We start from the raw sequence: 19,692 nt of genomic DNA, 5'->3' as shown, positions 1-19,692 counted from the left end.
TGAAACGTACAAAAACAGGGGTTGAACCGTCAACTTTTTTGCTGAATCCGCCAGAGTAAGCAATTTCGCTTAGGTTGATTTTGTAATTTTAGGTTAATATCCACCCGCTGATGAAAATATCATAAGCAGTCTACGCTACACCTAACAGGAATAAATGCCAATGACCGCTTCATCGCCGGGGGTAAAAACTTAAGCCGATGAGAAAAAGCGCAGTGGCATGGTTACGTTTACATTTAAGGGAAGGGCCATATCCTAATAGCCCACTATTGCTGCTGCTGACTTTTTTGGCCGGTACCTACGCGTTATGCCCATTACCGCCGGAACCGTTCTTTAAGTTGGTTACTCATGGGTGGTTCATTTATTCGTTTATCGCGCTCTTTACTATTGCTAATGGGCAGATCATTATCATTAACTGGATCTGTAAGCGGCTCGATAAAAAGTATGACTGGGAGACACAGTTTTGGTTAAGGCTCGTGTGGCAGCTTTTATTAGGCTTACCGCTTCCTGTTATCGCATCCCTGTTGGTCAGCTGGCTATTTTTTCCGTTCGATCAGCATAGCGCACGTTATGCCTACACAGGCTATATGCTTAAAGAGATCATCAATATGGCCGTTAACTTTAACGGCTTATACCTTTTCTGCAATTTCTATTATCACCATCAGGAGAAATCAGCAAAAGAGATAGCTGTAACGGAAATAGAACGGCAGCCATCCTATGCCGACTACCTGTACCTGCGTATTTCGGAAGAAAAGGAAGAACTCCGGGTACGGGTAAGCGATATTGCCTATATCTATCGCACGGAAACAGGCCCTTTGGTGCTCCGGCGGCACGATGCCAGTTCGGTCATTTTTTGGGAATCACTTAACGCAGTACAAAAGCTACTCGACCCGGAAATCTTTTGCCGGGCCAGCCGCAATTTCATCATCACCCGAGATGCTGTCGATAGAACGAGAAAACATCCCGACCGGGGTATGACCCTGGAACTGATACCCCCATGCGATGAAATCGCCAAAGTCAGCAAGGAGGCAAAGAAAGAGGTTGAGGCATGGATCAAAAATCAGATCCGGTCGTTAACCGATGACGAAGACAAAAACTAATGCCCCGGTTGTGGCCAGCGGCAGCACGCCACCCGCGATAGGCCGGGTTACCTGCCACCGCCCGCCTCACCTCGCGCAGCAAGACGGAAATTCGCTGCGCTCATAACCGACTTGCTTTTCCCCTCGCTGGTGAAAAAAGAAAGAGAACCCAATTACACCGCAGTCGCAAAGATAGCCCACGCCGGGATCAACCGTCAAGGCTATAACGAGCGGACGGGAGTTGTTCGCTTTCAGCGGCCCCGTCCGGCCTTGACAGTTGACCCGGCTACGCGCTTTTGGTGGCTAAGCGATGAAAATGGGTTGGTGTGCGTAATTACTTGCAAGGCGGTCATGTCCGCTCTTACAGCCAGGGGGCGGGTTGGGTTTGACTGTCGGTTCATTATACCACCATATTCCGTTTTTTAAGCCTTACAGGGATTTTAAAACGCAAATGAAGGAAATGCGGCAATCTGTATAGCGTTTGTATTCTAAGCATCTTAAAAGCCGGTCAAGACCTACTGAACCTTATTTGAAGTTTCAAACCCAAATTGCTAAATTACAAAGCATATAATTTGATAAATATTGTATTAATTCGTATCTTTATGTAATAAGATTTGCAATTAATCTGTAGCAAAAAAGTGGTGCGTAATTCGGTGCGTAAGCCTTTATCCCACTTATAAGACATTGGTTATCAACCCCATTTAGAGGTATTACAAAACCCTAGCTCTCCGCCATAAGGCAAAACAATAGAAACTGCGTCATTCGTAGAGTAGTTTCGAAAAAATAGCCAAAAACAGCGTCAGTAAAGCGTAGAGCACATAGGTTCTGAACCCTAACTCTCCGCCAGAAGCATTTTAAAAGTGTAAGAAGCCCTTTAATTGTATGATTAAAGGGCTTTTTCTTTTCCATTACCTACCAAAACTCGCATACAATCGCAAAACTCAATTGCGTCATTCGTAGAGTCTTTTTAAAATCGACTAAAAAAACAAAAAGACTCTACGAATGGCTTGTAACAAACTGTATTACAGCATGTTTACGGCGTGGACATCTTGTGATGCAGCATGCATAAACGTAATTTTGTTTAACTTTTTATTAATGTGTCATGTTGGAAAAAAGCTTTGGATTGATGTTTTTCTTAAAACAACCTAAAAATCAAAATGAAACGCACAGATCTATTTATTTAAAAATCACAGTGGATGGGAAGGCCACTGAACTGTCTACGAAACGCAAATGTGAACTATCAAGGTGGAACACCGGTGCGGGGAGAGAAATTGGAAATAAGGAAGCCACAAAGGAATTAAATTACTATCTGGATACTTTGGAACAAATGGTGTATCAGGCTAAACGGTCCTTAAACGATTCCGACAAGCCTATTTCGGCGCAAGCTATTAAAGATGTCATGAATGGTGTAACTGAAAAGCCAAGGATGATCCTGGAGGTATTTAAACACCATAATGATCAAATGAAAGCTTTGGAAGGCATAGACTTCGCTCCCGGAACAATCGGCCGATATGAGATATCCAAGCAGCATACCAGGGATTTTATTAAATGGATGTATAAGGTGGACGATAAACCGATCAAAGAATTAGATCATGAATTTATATCACAGTACGCTTTCTGGTTAAAGACCGTCAGAAAATGTAATCACAACTCAACCATGAAATACTTGGCAAATTTCAAAAAGGTAGTGTTGATCTGTGTGAAAAACCGCTGGCTCCCCGGCGATCCATTCGCCAACTTCAAACTAACGAAGAAAACGGTAGAAAAAATCGCCTTAACGGAGTCAGAGTTAAAGAGGGTAATAGAAAAGCAGTTTGATGCCGAACGCCTTAGTTTGGTAAGGGATATTTTTGTTTTTAGCTGTTATACGGGACTCGCCTACGCGGATGTAAAGAATTTAAAAAGGTCGGACATTAAAGAGGGAGTAGACGGCAAAGAGTGGATCTTTATCAATCGTCAAAAAACAAATTCAGCATCTCACCTACCGTTATTAGGTCAGGCGAGAAAGATTTTGTCGCAATATCGGGAACACAGCAGGTGCGCTGATTCAGGCTATGCCTTGCCGGTTTTGACTAATCAAAAAATGAACGCCTATCTTAAAGAGATCGCTGACACCTGCAAAATAGATACGGAACTCACCTTCCACATTGCCAGGCATACTTTTGCCACAACGGTAACGCTTAACAATGGCGTATCAATGGAAACGGTATCAAAAATGCTTGGCCATTCGTCTATAAGGCAGACGCAGCATTACGCCAAGATGCAAAATTATAAAGTGAGCCAGGATATGCTTTTACTGGAGGATACATTAACGGGCAAAAATTATTAAATATTAATTTGAATTAGTAGGGTCAGCAAGATTTTGTTGATCCTACAATTTAATTTCAACTGAACTTCCTTGATAGGAATCGTATGTAGGTAAATACGATATATATCCCAGTTTACAAAGGTGTTCTATACACCTGTGATAGGTAGTAATGCTTTTGAAATGAGCTTTCGCCATCACTGTCTTCCGGGTAATCTTAAACTGCCTTTGGAAACCGGAAACTCTCCAAATATCCAGCAGCCCGATATAAAGGCTAATATGCCACACATTAACACGATTATCATCGGAGATCCTGGAATACAGTCTGAATACGTTTACGGCATCAGACATCCTTATTTGCCCTTTCCAAGTATCATGTTCTCTACATCACTCCTTCTATAGAGATGAATGCCCCCCACCTTGTTGGATTTTAGCTTACCACTGATACGCAGGTTTTGAATAGTTCCTGTAGAAACCTTCAATAATTTCCTCACATCTGCACATCTTAGCCATTCATCGTTATCTTTTTCTGAAGAACGTATCAGAATTTTGATATCCTCGATAAGTGCTCGCCTTAATTTTTCCAGATCGTCTTTAGTAATTACCTCTTGTGACATTTCAAACATGTTAATCTTATTTCCAATATCAATGGCCGCTATGAGCGCGATATTGGAAACGAAATTAATCTGATAAGAAAAGCAAAAACAGTGAAGGGGGGTGAAAATTTCTTTTCACCCCCCTTCACTTATAAGTCGAATTCATTTAAATATGTATTACAATTACTGATAAAACACGTCGGATGGCGAAGCAGAGTTCTCCAATTAGCAAGCTTTCTAATTGGTCGAACAAAGTCAACTGTGGGTACTATTTTTACTGATCAACTACGTTTAAATTTATCTTTCATTAAAACATCGGTAACAAGTTGCAACAAGTGATGATGTTCAGTTATCCTTTATTAATTGTAAAAACGCGCAAAGCCAGAATTAAAAATCTAGCCGGGTTAACCCGGCTGGCCTTTGTTTGTAATATTTTTTGATGTCTTGAAACGATCTGATCGCCGGCACAGTGGAACTTAAAGTGACAATATTTTCAAAGTAATCTTTTTTCAGCCAGGAAAAGAACGCAGAAGTTATCTGTTGCCAAAAGTTTAAATATTGTGTCTAAATTTACCATCAGATCTCACAGGTGATCTGATCTTATGGAACCTATCCTTTTGTCTATTGCCGGCTATGTTGCCGAAAAGTTTGCCGCACAATTTGTTAAAGACGAGCTATACACCCGCGTCAAGGAATTTTTCTTTCCTAAACCTAATTACCGGAATTTACTGGAGGAAGAAATTCTGGCAACCATTCAAAAATACAGGGTTATTCATCCGCCAAAAGATGAAAAGCTGCCATTTTTTCTGCACCGCGATATCTTTGAGCATCTTACCGGTTTTATCCTTTTTAAAAGTTCCTCAACCCAAATCATTGAAGACCTGTACCGGAAAAATCCCCAGATCGCATTACCCTCTGCTGCGGAATTGAATGACTTTTTTAACTTTTTTATAGCCCGCGTGAATGCGAACAAAAAGTTAAAGAAAATATTTGTAGAAGAAAACCATAAAAAAGAGATCTTCGATATCTCAGCAGCTTTAGACGGGATCACACGCAAACTGGACAAACTGATCGCAAGGCAGGATACCTCCTACAATTTAGTAATTGATTTTTATGTTCCACGCGCTGGCGAGGCAGAAATGAACGAACAGCTGGGTGACAACGGGGTCTTATTACTGACCGGGCAATCCTTTTGTGGGAAGTCGCAATTGGCTAAAATGATCTGCAGGCAGCACATTGAACAGGGCTATTTGTTTGTGACCGGAGATTCGGTAGAAGACTGTCGTCGTGAACTACAAAAAGCGCAGCAGCCAACCATATACCTTTTAGAAGATCCTTTCTCAGACACCTACGATAGCAACAGCCGTAGGGCTTGGCGGCAACTTTCAGAATTTCTGCCCATATTACCGACTCAACACAAGTTGATCGTAACATCGAGGGCTGAAGTCATACGGGAGATCAGGCAGGACGCGCAGTTGACCAATGGTGCTATGCATCAACACCACTGGAACGACCTGACCGTTACAGATAAAGATTTTATAGTGCGGTTCTGGTCGGAGCTCGCGCTCTATAAAAAAGTCGATGATCAACCCGCACAGCAGATCAGCCGGTATTTAGAAAATTCCTTTTCCTCTGATCATTTGCAACCGGGGCAGTTGTTCTACCTGGCAAGTAAACCCATCGATCAGTTAACGGGGCACACGGATGAACAACTTGGTTTGTTGGCTAAAGCAGATGCAAGGGAGATCGCCGTGGAGATCGTCCAAAAGGGTACAGTTTACCAAAGGCTGTACATGGCGCTCGGTTTCATGAGCGATACCATTAGGCCGGTCTCTTTCCAGGACCTTGGCTTCGTTCTGTCTGCATCGGAAGACCTTCCCGGTTTTCGGGAAGAAGGCATGCGGCTGCGCTCGATGTCGATCAGTGACGACCCGGAATTCCCCGAATATCCTAGTGCAGATGGCATGCAGGATTATCTGGAGGCACTAGGCGTGTTACAACTGAGAGGTTATATCAAGATCGTTCAAGAGCACATCATTTTCAATCATCCTACCTACCGGGATGTTGCACGGTATCTATTCCTGATAGACCGGGCAGATCTGAATGCCTTGCTGCTGGACCTGTTGCTAAAGGTGCTCGCGTGTTTGAGCATTGATAGTATTTTGGTGGCCGTTGGGCAGATCGCTTATTTGCTTCGAAGCCGCCCTGAGCTGAATGAACAATTAGAATTATTGATATTAAGGGCTGCGAAAGCAACCATTTTTCCGGCGGCGGAAAGCAAACTTGCCGAGTTTTTAGTGGAGAAGATCGATCGGTTTTCCGAGGAAATGCAGGAAGACGTCTTGTATTTAGCGCAGCATAAAAGCGATACCTCCAATATTTTTTGGCATGAAGGCATCCCGTTTTATAGTGAGGACGGTATCAATACGGCGGCCATTTTCGGCAGCGATGCGATGGATGATGAAGTTTACCAGGCCTGTTTCGACAAACTAAATAAAGAGGTCTATATATCTCCTGCCGAGCTTTGGCAATTCCTGGAGAATTATAGGATAAGGGTTAAGGTGCAGGCGCTTGATGAAAAAGGAAGTTTGCTGATCATGACCTATCCAGAAGCTTTTATCCGTTCTCATTTTGCCGCTTTGATCTTCGCTAATGCATGGCCATCTGCATCCCTCATACAAGCGATCATGGATGACCAGCACCCGGAAGTTGTCGTTGAAGCCATAAAAGGATGCTTTGCCGGTTATTTGAATTACAACGCGGAGGAAAAAGTTGCCGCTAAAGCATTGATCGCTCAGCTTTTAAAACATCCAGCGGTGGTCATCAGGTCCAGTAATTTTTTTTGTTCCCTCGGCCTCAGCCACGCGACGGAGAGCATCGAGTGGCATGACCTGACACAGGAAAACTCTGCCATACTTTGGCAGCTTTGGGGAGATCTGTTCCCGCTATTTTTTGAGCAGTTTCCCGATTACCTGGAGATATCCAATAGCGCGCGGTTCGCTAAGAATTTAGGGGATTGTTCTAAATTTATTACACCTGAACAAGGTATTCAAATCGGCAAACAGTTTTATCAATGGATCGACCACCGGTTGAGAAAAGGCAAGCAAATGGACACCCATGAATTGGGTTTAGTCGATTTTTTGTTTGAAACCAACCCCACTGGTAGGGAACAGCGTGCGGCATTATTTAATTTGGCAGTCAGCCACCCGCATACGGGTTTTGCTGTGGTATCCATCAGACAAGCAAGTTGGTACAGCGAACTTTTTTCTGCGCAGGAAATCGAGGGTTTGCTTGCTGCATTAGCTCAGGACCGGCCCGACAGGCGCTGGCTTCAGGCGGTTGCAGTTACCTGCACCAGGGTGCGGCCAGAAGTCCAAACAGCTGTATTTGGTCAGCCGGAGCTGCTGGAGAAAACGCCGGCAGCGATCATTGCCCAGGTTGATGAACAGCTGATTATCGATGCGATCCACGTTTACACCGGCCATCCGCAGCCGCTATGGTGGTATGCGGTACACCACGCGACGGATTCCGTCTGGCTCAAAGTAATCAAGCATGTCATCCTAACAGAATTTGAGCCTGTCTTTGAAATGTGTGTCCGTGAGTTACTAAGCAATGTGATCAATATGCCGGGCGATTCCTGGCAGGATGGCCAGGAAATCTGGAAGCAGCTGTGTGCCCAAACAACACAGGAGGTCAGACTGGCGGAGCTGCTGATTGCCCAAACTGCGGCTTCTAATTTTAATGAACATCATGCCAAAGCGCTATGGGAAACTTTATCAACTACTTTTGAAGATAAAGGAAAATTAGCTGAATTACTGACCATGACAGCAGCGAAGGCAGAGGCTTTACAGCAGTACGATGAACTGGATATTTACAAGATCTTAAAGCCGCATTTCAATGAATTTCTAGATCATTTACCAACTGATAAAAAGGTGTTGTTGTTGGACCAAAACCTGGAAAAAGATGATTTTGATCCGGCGCTGATCGACAAAGAAGTCAATAGCATATTGGCAGGTATAAGGAACCATCCCTTCCGGCTCAAGTTAAGCTTTAGCGCGATCGAGCACCTGACCGCAACAAAGCAGCAGCGATACGAAAGCTTAAAAAAGCTCGCAGCGATAAAGAACGGAATCGATGATAAAGGAGATGCTATGGAAAAGGAAATGGACGATCATTTCGAACTAGCCGGCTGGGTGCATCACCTTACGAACACGGATCAATGAAAAATATCATGGAAAAAGTCCTGAAGGACCTCCTGGCCTATTACCTTGGGTTGGACGATGATGCGTTAAAAACCCATTTAAAATTTGCGACTGCTGCCACCAAGGAGCGGATAAAAACAATTGACGACCTCCAGGTGATCATCTACTCCAATGATCATGATCCGCCCCACTTTCATGTGAAAACAAAAAACGGCAATATTGACGCGAAATTCAAGATCGAGGATTGCGAGCTGATCGGCGGCGAAATAAGCGCCAAAGATCTGAAAAAGATCCGGGCATTTTATTTGAGCCCTAAAGGCAAGATCGTTTTATCCACCATTTGGAACAAAAGAAACTAAAAAAGTTTTTTTCAGCCATGAAAACAACCATGGTTGTATTGATCACCGTTTTTTTGTTGAATATAATGATCTTCAAAACAATCAATGGCAAATCCACAGAAGACTAAAGCGCAGCATTTTGTGCCGCGATCTTATCTCAAACAATTTGTAAATGACAAGCACTTATATGTGCTCAACCTCGAAACATTACGTAAGGGTTGGAAGGAGTTTCCCCGAAAGCAAACACCAGCCGGAATTTGTTATGCGGAGGACTATTATACGATAAGGGAGGATCACCAGAATCATTATTTCGGACTGGGCGGTCGGGATAGCCACTTTGTGGAGGACCAGGTGCTGAAATCACTGGAGGACCATTATCCTGTCTTGCTGCAAAAGATCACTACCAAAATGCAAATCAATATGGCCGATGCGATTGCTATGAGCGATTTTATCACCACTGTCAACTTGCGTAACCCTTATTGGTTTGAGCATGTGGTGAAAAAGAATATTCGGGCTTGGGCCGAAAAGCTTTTACCGGAATTGGTGGAACAACGCAAGAAGCAAGATGAGCGCTTTGCGCGCTTGCCGGATGAGTTATATCAGTGGATGATCGATAGCCTTTTGCAAAGCCAGGATGAGGACCCTGACTATGCGCGGCAGTTCATGCTGTTCAGCCTGATCGCGCGTTACAGCGATGAAAACGACAGGAATAAACAGATGCGGGAAAAGGTGATCGATTGCTCTTGGCAGTTGTTTGAAGCGCCTGCTGAAGGCCCTTATTTTATCACCACCGATAATCCGGGTGCAGCGGTCGAATTGGCAAATAATCAAAAGCACAGCATCAAACTGGACGGCGGTTTCGCGCTGTTCTTCCCGCTTTCTCATCGATATGCGCTGGTTTTTACTGATCAGCTAAAGGATAATGCTTTCAGCAAGAAACATGAACACAAAGAAATTTACAGGGTAGCCGCCAATGCGGAAATGGTAATGTTCATCAATGACACGCTGATACAAGTCGCCAATAAGCTGCTTATCGCGGCAACCAGCGATTACCTTGGCGATATAGCCGATAAAAACAAACCACCAGAAAAGGGTTAACTGTATCCGGGCAATTTCCGCTTTTTCAATGACTTTTAAGGTACCTAGGATGATTGGCTGTTTATCATTCAGTGTATCGGTGCTGCCGATCTTCGCAGTCATTTTAGCTTTGAGAACGGCCAGTGCAGTATAAAATGCATCGTCACGGCTTTACGTTTTGCTATAAAAATCTAAAATATTGGAGAGGCCTTGTTTAGGCGGAGACAATTAATTCCAGTTTCCCGATTGGCTGGCTTCACAGCTTCAAGGCATCGTTAACCCTTGTCAATTACAGGAAAATGAAAGAATAGTATTTCCAGTTTTACCTCGTGGTTGGAGTCGTCTTTCTGCCTGAAAATAAAACGGAATTCAGAGTCATTTTTTTTGCTGACGAACTTCACAAAGTACGGATGTAACGTGGCTTCGTCCTCAATCTGGTTGAGTACATTGGAAAAGTCCTTATTATCCACAAAAAACAGCAGGGCGAGTTTGGTATCGCGCCAGGTTACATAATTATCGAACAGCTGACCGATGGTACCGTGGAAGATAACGGGCCCTTTCCACCATTTACATTCAGCAATAAAAAGGTTATTGCCCTGGTCATCCTTTAACAGGATATCTGTTTTACCATTTTTATTAAAAGTTTCGCCGGTAGCAGTAGTTCTTTCATAACGGCTGGCGAGCATGGTCAGGAAATGATCCCGCAGGCCCTCTTCATCCTGCCCTCTGTAAACCCTCGGTTTTGTTTCCAGATCTTTTCCGTAGGCGGCCAGCGTCGTCAGGACGTCCTGGTAAAGACCGTCGGCAAAGTCGGTGGTTGGCAGCGTTTTCTTGTTAATGACGGGCCGGATTTCGTCTTCCTTGAAATCATCATCGTAAATCCGGTCATAGCCTTTTTCGGTTAAACGAAGGCATTCCGGGCTGCTTTTTTCGTAGGTTAAATATCCTTTTTCGATCAGTTCGTTGACCGAATCGGAGAATATTTCCTGCTCCTTAGCGTTGAGTTTATCATAAATATTAAAATTGACAGTCCGCATCATCACGATATGCCCGGCTTTACTGTTTGAATGGCGAAATAGGTCAAGCACTAATTCCTGTATTTGCGATTTGCTTTTCATCAATAGTTTAGGTGTTGATTCGTTGTAAAGACTACTGTAGTATTCCTGTAAATCCTGGTAGATAAATTGACGCGCTTTTTTCAAGGCGCTCACTGTCTCCTGCAAGGCTGCCGCGTGCGCATGATGTTCGTACTTTAGGGCACGATCTGCCCACCCTCCCATAGCGTTAATGGCTCGTTGGCCAAACAGGTGTGCCACGGGCAGCAACTCCTGGATTAAAAGCTTGATCTCATCGGGCCGGAAAAGGTTATCGAGCAGGTAGGCGGTCACTTTCGCTGTAATTTGCCGGGAAAGGCTTACCGGCTCCAGGTTGTTCTGATAGCTGTCATACAGATAACGGAAAGAACTGCTTTGTTTATCTTCATTATAATGGGTTTCGAGGTAACGATCCGCATCGAGCATATTTCGCAGCACCTGGAATGGCTCGTAGTAACGTGACGAAAAGCCGATCAGAGATTTATGGCTGACCGGACCCGTTTTTTTAGTAGATAGCATTACCGGTGAGGCCGGGTTTACCTGTGGTGCCCTCCCAATCAAACGGAAAAGCCGGTCATAAGCTTTATACTCAGCTAAGTGCACCCCAATGCTACGAACAGGGACGCCTTTTTGTGCGCAATAAACTTCCAGCGCTGCGAAGCAGCTTTTCAACTGCCGGTTTGCTATCCAGATAGCTTTAACCGCTGTGGGTACATGGCCTGAAGATTTTTTGGCGACGTCGATGTCCTGCATTTCCGGGCGACGCTGGATCACTTGCAGGTAGTCGGCCACCTCCCTCCGCTTTTCCTCCCGGTATTCCGCCGGCCGCCGGTGTGCGGCAAGCGATACACTGTAATTTGTTGCCGCCAGGAATTGTTTCCGAAAACGGACGACAAGCGCATCGAAGCTGGCCTGCGTCATCGGCATTCGTTGGCCGGGCTCGGTCAAAACTTGGTAAGCGTCTAAATTAACAGCGGTCATATTTACAAAAATACGCATCTGAACGGTTTATTGTAGCAAGATTCAGACTGGCGGATGGCTAATAGAATCGGGCTACTTAAGCGTAGCGTAGGGGCCGATTCGGGCAGTGCGTGGGCATCCGCCGGGCGCGCGCTTACTGTGCGGCCTGCGGTTTGGTGCGCACCAACAAACCTGACCGGCAGGCTTGGCCGCATTAGCGATGGCAGCGGCATCCTTTCGGGAAAGAAAGATACAGCGTACAGCGCGGGCCGCAGGCAATGCCCTAAACATTTGCGAGTAACCAAAATTCCGCTCTCTTAATCGTGGGAATTCGATTTGAAATAATTGATCAGTTGATAGATGAATTTGCAGTAGGTGATAAACACCTGAAGATTGGCAAATAACATTTCCTTATAGACGGTATGATTGGTCGGATGGCCGGCGCTGTTCCGCTGATTTCTGAACATCTCAAAGACACCCAGAAAAATATTCTGGTAATTGTCTGTCAATTCAGGCGGCAAACCACCGGAGGTCCGGTTAAACTCTTTTTGAAATTCTTCAAACTGTCTTTTAATCATCCGATTATTTACCTTTTGGATAAGGCGGAGCTTATCCTTTTCGTCTTTAAAAGAATCAGCGTAGGCATCGATTAACAAGAGCAATGCCTTTTCGGACGCGCAGCCCAAGGTGATGGCAGCTGATAATAATTGGTTGATATTGTACGTGCTGATGCTTTCGGTGAGGTAGATCAAAATTACCGGGTCAATTTCAGGAATCTCTCTTAATACACGTTTGATGTATTCCGCCGGGTCGTGGGGAACTGGTTCGCTGGAGTTCAATACTTTCGCCCCGTATTGGGTGAGGCTGATATGCGGCCAGTTCGGCCCCTGGTAACTGCCTATTGTTAAAACCCGCTGGATGATCAGGTCCCAGATAATCTCCCGGACCCGGTTTTCATCTGCAGGCGCTAATTTTTTTTCATATTTGACATAATCTGACTTTTCAAAACCGGCACCGTCCTTATAAATTGTTTCACATAAATTATAGTTGAGGCTGGAAAACTGGAAAGAACTGCTCTGAAACCGTATAGCCTGAAGAACATATGATTTTAGTTCTTCATAGGGCAGATCCAGGGGTGGGAATTCGTTTTTAGTGGTGATTGGTTGCATTATTTGCAGCTGTTTTCTGTAGGTAATTATATTTTGTAATGTTTTAGTTTAAAGATAAGGTCTTTTCCATGGCAGTGCTTGTATTTATTGCCCGATGCGCAAAAACAAGGTGAATTGCGTGTTTGGTTATTGCACAACATTTCATCGATACGGATCATCAGCCCGTTAATGGCGTTCCAGTTCTGGGCCTCCGCCCCTGTGAATTTGATCTCCCCGGTTTGGCTTGCGCGCTCACCTTTATTCGCCAGGTTAAATGCGGCCTCCGCAAGGGCGATAAAATCGTCGGCCAGCAAATTTGTAGTTGTCCGGACCCGTTTATTATTGACTTGTTTCCCATCAGGCTGCTGGCGACGGTCCGGTACAAATAAGATCCGGTCAGTCTTTAATCCTTTAGGGGTAACATCCTGAAACTGGCCATCTGCGTCCTGCCACACCGCATGTAATTCTGCTTCGATCATATAGGGATGTTGCCATATTTGCCAGCCGATGATCCTTTCACCTCCTGCGGCTGCAACTTTTCGGTTTACGTTTTCAAAGCATTCATTCGTCAGGTCGTCAGGGCCGGAATTAACGTCGATCAAAAAAGGATCAGCTTCTAAAGCCAAACTGCTTAATAGTTCTTTAACAGCTTCTTCCTCAGGCTTGGGTACGGTGATCATCATTTTGCAATAGGTAGGAGGTTCGTTACTGCTTCATGGTTCTTGTCGCCGTCCTGGTCGTAACTTCGTTCAATTTTCTTTTCATAGACGAGTTCATACCTGGATTTTTTTAAAGCACTCATTCCGGCATCGGAGAGGCTAACCAGCCAGCCCTCCCCGGCATTCGCTTCACTTACCCTGGAAACCAGATGCATATTGCCGTTCTCCCAATAGACGGACTCTACCATGAGGTTACCGCAACTGTCTACCCAACTTAGGGGCACTGTCGCGTGGGGCAGCCATCCGAGGCGAAAGGCTAATTTAGCATTAAAGGCGATCCAGCTGCTCCGCAGGTCACGCGAAAAAAAGCGGTTCTCATTGATAACGATCACCTGGCGGGCATCGGGCCAGCCGTCCGGGTCGGGGAAATGGATCAACAAGCGTTGGAACAATGCCCCGAATAGGTACTCGCCTTCCTCGTCGCTTACCGCTTTTTTAAATTTCAACTGTGACTGATAGGTTTCTGTTGGGAAACCCCATTCCAGTTTTTTTAACTGGTAGTATTCCCCGATTATGGTCCAGCCGGGCCGGTTGGAAACTAAAGGTTCCTGAAGCCGGTAATGGTCGGGAAGCTTTGTGATCCATTCTTTGTTCATTTCATGTTTTACCTTTATCGCATGGATATGTACCGGCATTTTGTGTTTTGGGATGAGCAAGGTTTCCGGGTCTTTAAACTCCAGCATGGTCAAATGATCCGGGTCGAAGCCATAGCCGCCGTCATTTAATTCTTTCATGACGTGTAAAACGGCCCGCCGAACGATGTCTACCCGCGGCCGTGTGAACGAGGTTTTAATATCCAGGCTTTCCAATTGATCCCTGATCGCTTTCTCCCTTCCGGCAGACCATTCTTCGGGGTCAGCGATTTCTTTCATCACCGCGTAGATCCGGTGCTGAATATTAAGCTTTTCAAAAGGCGTATGATCAGTGAGGTAGTTGACCCAGAAACTCAGCGCCCGGGTAATTACCCGTACATCTTCCGTTTCCTCTACAAAATCCTCCGGTTTCAGCTGCCCCGGTTGGCGAATCGATGACATCTGTCCGAGGTGCATGTGATAAAGGGGGCTAAGCTCGGTTTGCGCATTCGGTCCAGGCTCGAAATCCTCGTCCAATCCCATGAGCAAGCTCAGGGCATAGCTCTCTACTGCAAAATTCTTTGAACGGCTTAAATGTAGAAGCTCTTCCCGAAAGTCAGCGATCAGTGTTTGATCGCTCCGGTTAAGCAGCAGTAGCTCGGCGAGCAGCTCCTGGTCTTTTTCCGCAGCGTATGCCAGGCGCTTTAAACCAGCCTGAGGAAAAAAGCCCAGATGTGTTGCCAGGTATTGCAAGGCAGACTTGCGGATCGGCGTCGCAGGGAAATGGCATAGGAAGACTAAAAAATCAACCATAGGCTCCCGGAACGACCGCGTATCGGGCAATAGTGACTCCAATGATAACGGGTCAGCGACCGCGTTACTCAGCATACCGGCCGCATGGGATGCCACTTCCGGGTATAGTGCTGTCGCGGAAGTTTGTTTGCTGATCACCGGGAGAATGTCACTCAAGCCTTCGGCATAGGTCGAAGTATAGTCGGTTGCCAGGATGTCGTTACAAAAGGTATCAAAGGCCAGTCCGTACCCTGTTTGCGGATCAGCGGCGGCTAAGGTCCTGAACCCGTTAAGCCGGGAACCTCCGTCATAATACTTGTCCCATCCGGAGGAGTTGGAACTCTCAATAGCCTTGTTGGCCAGCACGATGGCTAAGGCTTTATCTTGCAGCAACAGTGCGGCTTCGCTCAATTCGGCATAGAACCGGGATTCCTTGCGGTGCTTATCGACGATGACTGTCAACTGTCGGATATTTTCACCGGTCAAAACTGGTCCTAACTTTTCGAACACCAGATGCCAGTCAAAGCTGGAATTGATTTTGTCCTCCAACAGCAACAGTTTTTCAAAGCTTTCAAAGTCGGTTACTTTTTCCAGCACCTCCTTTTCCGACAATGTTTGATGATCTGCGGCAAGCGTCAAACGGTTAGAGCTGTGATCCGGTTCTGGGAGGTTAAGCGGATCAGGTAAGTCCAGCGTCCTGAAGTCGAATTCTTTTAAACTCGGAAAATTCACGATCACCGAATAATAGGCCGGGCGATAAACGTCAAATACACCAATTTGTATCGTCGCGCAGAGGCGGCGAAGACCTTCAGCGATCAGTTCGGGTATCCCTGTGGCAGCAAGCCGTTTCAGGATGTCTTCCAGCAAGGTGGTTCTTGATTCGTCGGCATTGCTCAGTAACAACTCATTATAAAGATCGACAACTGTTAACAATTCGTCGTTTCCCGCCTGGTTCAGGGTACCCCGGATAAATTCCTCCAAGCTGTCTTCAAAATGTACCAAGCCCTTTTGCACGAGGTATTGCTGTGCGTGTGTTCCTGCGCCATAGTTCCAGCTATACGTTACGCGCAGTATCTTTTGCGCTGCCCGCCAGAACGGCTGATGTTCCGTCACATCCTTAACGTAGGCCAGGCGGGACAGGTACAGATCGATACGTTCTCTTGCTAAACCCGGTTCTTTGGCATTCGCTTTTTCCAGCCAGTCCATCCAGGTATTGAGCTGGTAATCCTTACGGTAGCCAATGCTTAAGGCCTCCCGGATCGCCTGTTTCATCCAGCGTTCTCCCCGTGCGTGTTCCGCTAAGTCCAGCCAGCCTTTAGCCTGATCCTGGCATTGCTCGATCCTGCCCGCACTATCATGACCGGCTAAGACCTCCGTCTCACAGCCTTCGATGTTTGGTATTAATAGTTCTTTTTCTACACCAAAATGGATCAAACTAAACAGTACTTCGGATTTGCTGTCAGGCGGCCAATGGCTGGGCTGAGCCTCGAATTCTGCCAGGAAATAGTCTTTTGCCTGGTTCAACGCCAAAGTACCATGCGCAGCGATGGCATTGATTAAAAAATCAAAATACTCTTTGCGCAGCCGTTTGATGGTATACTTATACGAATCGGAAGATGCTAATCGCCGATAATAAAATCCGGTGATCGGTTTGATTCGCTGCAGTATGCGGGCATCCGTTTTATGCCGAATGCCATCTGCCAGCAACTCTGCAATCAGGCACAGCATCCGCTCAAACTCTACGAGCGTCTGATCCATGGAGCTTTGCGCAGCCGGTACGGCTGTGAAGATATCCTGGCCCAGCCCGGTCACTTGCAGCAATTTATTGAGCTTGATGCGGTATGCAAATGACTTTAAGGTATAGTTCTCGCTGAAGTCATTGTTGCGGATTTTAGGCTGGCTGACGCCATTGATCCAGACTTTTACTTGTTTCAGGTCACCGGACAATCGGAAAATCGCATCAGCAATCAGCACTTTGTTTTCATCAGCGGTAACCACAGGATCGAATTTGGCCAACAGTACCGGCAAATAAGTTTGCGCAGGGCCGTTTTCGGCGGCAAAGACCAGCAGGCTAACCAGCATGTGAGCCTGGTAGTCGTCTTTAGGGTCGTACTTTGCTGTGATTTGGTCAAACAGTTGCCAGCTTTCCGTTTTCGCCAGGGTGACGCCCGCATAAAACCATAGCCGGAATTTTAGTTTTTCGATGCTGTCATGCCTGGGCAGGTAACGGGCTTCCCCGCTAAAACGGACCGCGCCGATAAGTGCTATAATGGCTGAAGCATCGCCGAAGAGTACAGCGGCGGAGGCCCATTCTTCTAAATCACTGACGGTATGGTCGTAATTCGTATCCGGTTCCACCACGATCTCATTTTCATGGATCTCCTCGGGTTCGGCCAAAGAAAAGATCAATTTTGCTTCCGCTTTGTCCCCAAAAAAATAAATATCCTGGCAACTGGATAATGCAAATCGTTTGGACGTATTGAGGATATGGTCATCGCGCAAGTAGTTACGTACGACGTCGATCCTGCCAAGCTGCAAATGTTCTTCAATAAATCCTGCCGGATCAAAGTTTTGGATACGGCTGTGTAGCTCGGTCAGTAAAAAGAGGTATCGCGCCAGTATGACCTCATTCTTCTGAAAATTAGCGATTCGTATGCCCAGCTGCATGTCCTGCCTGATCTTCTCGGCAGGCCGGTAATCCAGCAGTTGCTGTGTAAATTGCTCACCTGTGGCTTCGCTGGTAAACAGGTTATACTGCCGGCTTTTGTAAAGATGATAGTTGCGGTTCCAGGGCGGTTCCTGACGGGACTGCAGGTAATAATCCGCGAGTTCGGCATGGAAGCGGTCTTCTTTCGCCGGATCGTGCAGGCCTGTCAATTCGTCAAACGCCGTCTGTTTAATAATATACTGGCGGAATGAATTGTGAAAAAACACCAGCCGGTTATTGCGGTTGCTGAACAGGTGTATCGTTTTTTTGCGAAACTCGCGGTGCACCTTTTCGTCAAATCCCCAATCCCTGACAAATTCCAGGTTGATTTCGCCTTTGACCCTGCCGAACAAGCCCAGAAATTGCTTCAGGTCGCTGCCGGCATCAATAGATTCCCATATCTTCTGGTAGTAATTTTCGATGTCTTCGTGGTAAAAATCGGGCCTTGCCAGCAGCCGGTCTGCTTCGGTGAAGTTCGCACTGAGTTCCGCCAACAGATAGGTCAATTGCAGCGGATGTCCTTTGGATAGCGCAAAGGCCTTTTCCTTCTGACCGGTCGTCAACACCAGGCTCTTGTCGTAATGGTCGATATAAAGGCTGACCGACTTTTTATCGAGAAATGCGATTTGCAAGTTGTTCTTTCCCTTCATCCATTGCACCCGGACGTCAGGCTGCAACCCGGCCAGCTCAAACGTCTGACTGCCAAGGATGATCAGAATCCCGGCAGGAAGCGCATCAGGTGCAGGCAAATTACCCAACAGACTATTTACGGTATGGTACTCACGGGGTATGTGATCAAGCCCGTCGATAATGATCACCGTTTTTCTGCCGTTTTTAAGATAGTCGGCACTTAATTCCGCCAGCTGGCTGAAAAACAAGCTGCGTAAAAAAACATCATCATGGTAAGGCAGGACAGTTTTCCTGCTGACCACGCCGTCCTGGTTAAGCTGAATGACCAAGTCAAAAAACAAGTTTTTGGATTCACCGCGCTCGCTGTAGTTCTGAGCCTGCGATATATTTGAAAAAGCATAATAGCGGATCACCCGTTGCGCGCTGTTCTTCGCCCATTGCGTCAACAGCGTGGATTTGCCTGATCCCGGATTACCGTTCAAAAAGATATAACCGCTCTCCAGGCGTGACACCTGCTGATCCAGTTGTTCCAACGTAGCCGTGATCGGCTGGTAGCGTTGTTTGTCTACCACAAACTCGTGCTGAAAGGTGGTCTTGAAGCGGCTTTCCCAGCCCAGCTGCTGAATTAGCTGATCGGCATCAAAATGAATCGTCTTTTTATTACTGGCAACTTCTTCGATAATAAACCGGGATAGCTGGTAAAAATCAGTTTCTTTCTGGCGGTCCTCCGGGTTTATTTTACCGATAGCGGGGATGGCGAAGGCTATATCGATATGAAACGCCTCGATAAATTCAGCGAACTCGGCGGCGCTCAGCCCGGAATCCTTGCGTATACCCAATAAAACTTTAGCCCAGCGGAAGGCGATGCGCTTTCCGGTTTTCAAGGGCCGAAAAAGCTGGTCGAGAAAGTCTTTAAAGGTACCCGACACCCTGCCGTAAACATCACTGACCTCATCTTTTATCGAGGGCGGGCGGTTGCTGACCAGGTGGACCAGCACTTTTTTCTGTTCCCCGGCATGAAGCAGCTTCAGGGCTTTCCAGCCGCTGATCATCTCCGGCAGCAGCTCCAGAAAAACGCGGTAGGTGAATGGCGGCGGTGTTTCCTGGTTGCTCCATTTCATCTGGTAGGCATGAATTTCGGTGTGGGTAGCATATTGGATGTCATCCAGCTTTTCTGCCTGCACGTCCGCAATCCTTACCCACGCCAGGTTACCCCGCACCATTTCCTGGTATACCAGGTGCGCAAAGGCATCAAACTGTGGCAGCTTGCCTCCAAGATCGATCCGGTCTCCTTCTGCCGGGGCTTTGGTGTAATTTGACATTTTCTTCAAATCACTAAGGTAAGAAGAATTCAAAGGACATTTTATTACGAAGGCAACTCACCAAAGAAAACCAAACAGTTCTCCGGTTAGTTGAGCAATTGTCATTGATTCAAATTGAGCGCTGATTTTTGTAAATTGCAGAATTCTAAACAAC

The 19,692-nt window shown here is 46.2% G+C and carries 12 protein-coding genes; 7 read left to right on the top strand and 5 right to left on the bottom strand.

Translation table 11 applies throughout. From position 1 onward, the window contains the following. The first annotated feature begins 197 nt into the window (after positions 1-197). The 3 genes from AB6735_RS04085 (at position 198) to AB6735_RS04075 (ending at position 3,405) form a co-directional block, all read left to right on the top strand. Complete coding sequence (locus AB6735_RS04085; protein ID WP_370994565.1) at positions 198-1,097, top strand: LytTR family transcriptional regulator DNA-binding domain-containing protein; 900 nt, start codon at positions 198-200, stop codon at positions 1,095-1,097. Then, a complete protein-coding gene (locus AB6735_RS04080; RefSeq protein WP_370994564.1) occupies positions 1,078-1,203 on the top strand; it encodes a hypothetical protein in 126 nt (41 codons plus the stop codon). Before AB6735_RS04085 ends, AB6735_RS04080 begins: the two co-directional genes overlap by 20 nt. Positions 1,204-2,178: 975 nt before the next feature. Further along, positions 2,179-3,405, top strand: coding sequence for a phage integrase SAM-like domain-containing protein (locus AB6735_RS04075; protein ID WP_370994563.1), 1,227 nt, complete (start codon positions 2,179-2,181; stop codon positions 3,403-3,405). A 329-nt stretch (positions 3,406-3,734) separates the two neighbouring features. Here AB6735_RS04075 and AB6735_RS04070 read toward each other — a convergent pair whose 3' ends face one another. Then, entirely contained in the window at positions 3,735-3,998 is a 264-nt protein-coding gene (locus tag AB6735_RS04070) for a helix-turn-helix domain-containing protein (protein WP_370994562.1), read from the bottom strand. A 581-nt stretch (positions 3,999-4,579) separates the two neighbouring features. Between AB6735_RS04070 and AB6735_RS04065 the strand changes: the two genes are divergently transcribed. The 3 genes from AB6735_RS04065 to AB6735_RS04055 all read left to right on the top strand — a co-directional run bounded on the left by AB6735_RS04065 (position 4,580) and on the right by AB6735_RS04055 (position 9,615). Further along, on the top strand, positions 4,580-8,200 hold the full coding sequence (locus tag AB6735_RS04065; RefSeq protein ID WP_370994561.1) for a hypothetical protein: 3,621 nt from the start codon (positions 4,580-4,582) through the stop codon (positions 8,198-8,200). A gap of 8 nt (positions 8,201-8,208) precedes the next feature. Continuing rightward, positions 8,209-8,538 (top strand): DUF4160 domain-containing protein, encoded by a 330-nt coding sequence (locus AB6735_RS04060; protein WP_370994560.1) that lies wholly within the window; start codon positions 8,209-8,211, stop codon positions 8,536-8,538. A gap of 84 nt (positions 8,539-8,622) precedes the next feature. Further along, entirely contained in the window at positions 8,623-9,615 is a 993-nt protein-coding gene (locus AB6735_RS04055) for a DUF4238 domain-containing protein (protein WP_370994559.1), read from the top strand. Between the two features lie 254 nt (positions 9,616-9,869). Here AB6735_RS04055 and AB6735_RS04050 read toward each other — a convergent pair whose 3' ends face one another. After that, on the bottom strand, positions 9,870-11,687 hold the full coding sequence (locus AB6735_RS04050; RefSeq protein ID WP_370994558.1) for a hypothetical protein: 1,818 nt from the start codon (positions 11,685-11,687) through the stop codon (positions 9,870-9,872). A gap of 36 nt (positions 11,688-11,723) precedes the next feature. Between AB6735_RS04050 and AB6735_RS04045 the strand changes: the two genes are divergently transcribed. Then, positions 11,724-11,969, top strand: coding sequence for a hypothetical protein (locus AB6735_RS04045; RefSeq protein WP_370994557.1), 246 nt, complete (start codon positions 11,724-11,726; stop codon positions 11,967-11,969). Here the strand turns inward: AB6735_RS04045 and AB6735_RS04040 are convergent. From AB6735_RS04040 to AB6735_RS04030, 3 genes are read right to left on the bottom strand one after another with little or no spacing between them, the layout of a single operon-like run. Continuing rightward, positions 11,966-12,817 carry a hypothetical protein gene (locus AB6735_RS04040; RefSeq protein ID WP_370994556.1) on the bottom strand — a complete coding sequence of 284 codons (852 nt, stop codon included), beginning with the start codon at positions 12,815-12,817 and terminating at the stop codon, positions 11,966-11,968. The genes AB6735_RS04045 and AB6735_RS04040 overlap by 4 nt on opposite strands. Before the next feature lie 26 nt (positions 12,818-12,843). Then, the gene (locus AB6735_RS04035; protein ID WP_370994555.1) at positions 12,844-13,479 is read right to left on the bottom strand and encodes an SEC-C domain-containing protein; all 636 of its coding nucleotides are present in this window, start codon (positions 13,477-13,479) and stop codon (positions 12,844-12,846) included. Beyond that, positions 13,476-19,538, bottom strand: a complete 6,063-nt coding sequence (locus AB6735_RS04030; RefSeq protein WP_370994554.1) for a hypothetical protein — start codon at positions 19,536-19,538, stop codon at positions 13,476-13,478. Before AB6735_RS04030 ends, AB6735_RS04035 begins: the two co-directional genes overlap by 4 nt. Between the last annotated feature and the right edge of the window lie 154 nt (positions 19,539-19,692).

This window comes from Mucilaginibacter sp. RCC_168 (assembly GCF_041355315.1).
GTDB lineage: Bacteria > Bacteroidota > Bacteroidia > Sphingobacteriales > Sphingobacteriaceae > Mucilaginibacter.
This window is presented reverse-complemented; position numbering and strand designations above follow the sequence as displayed.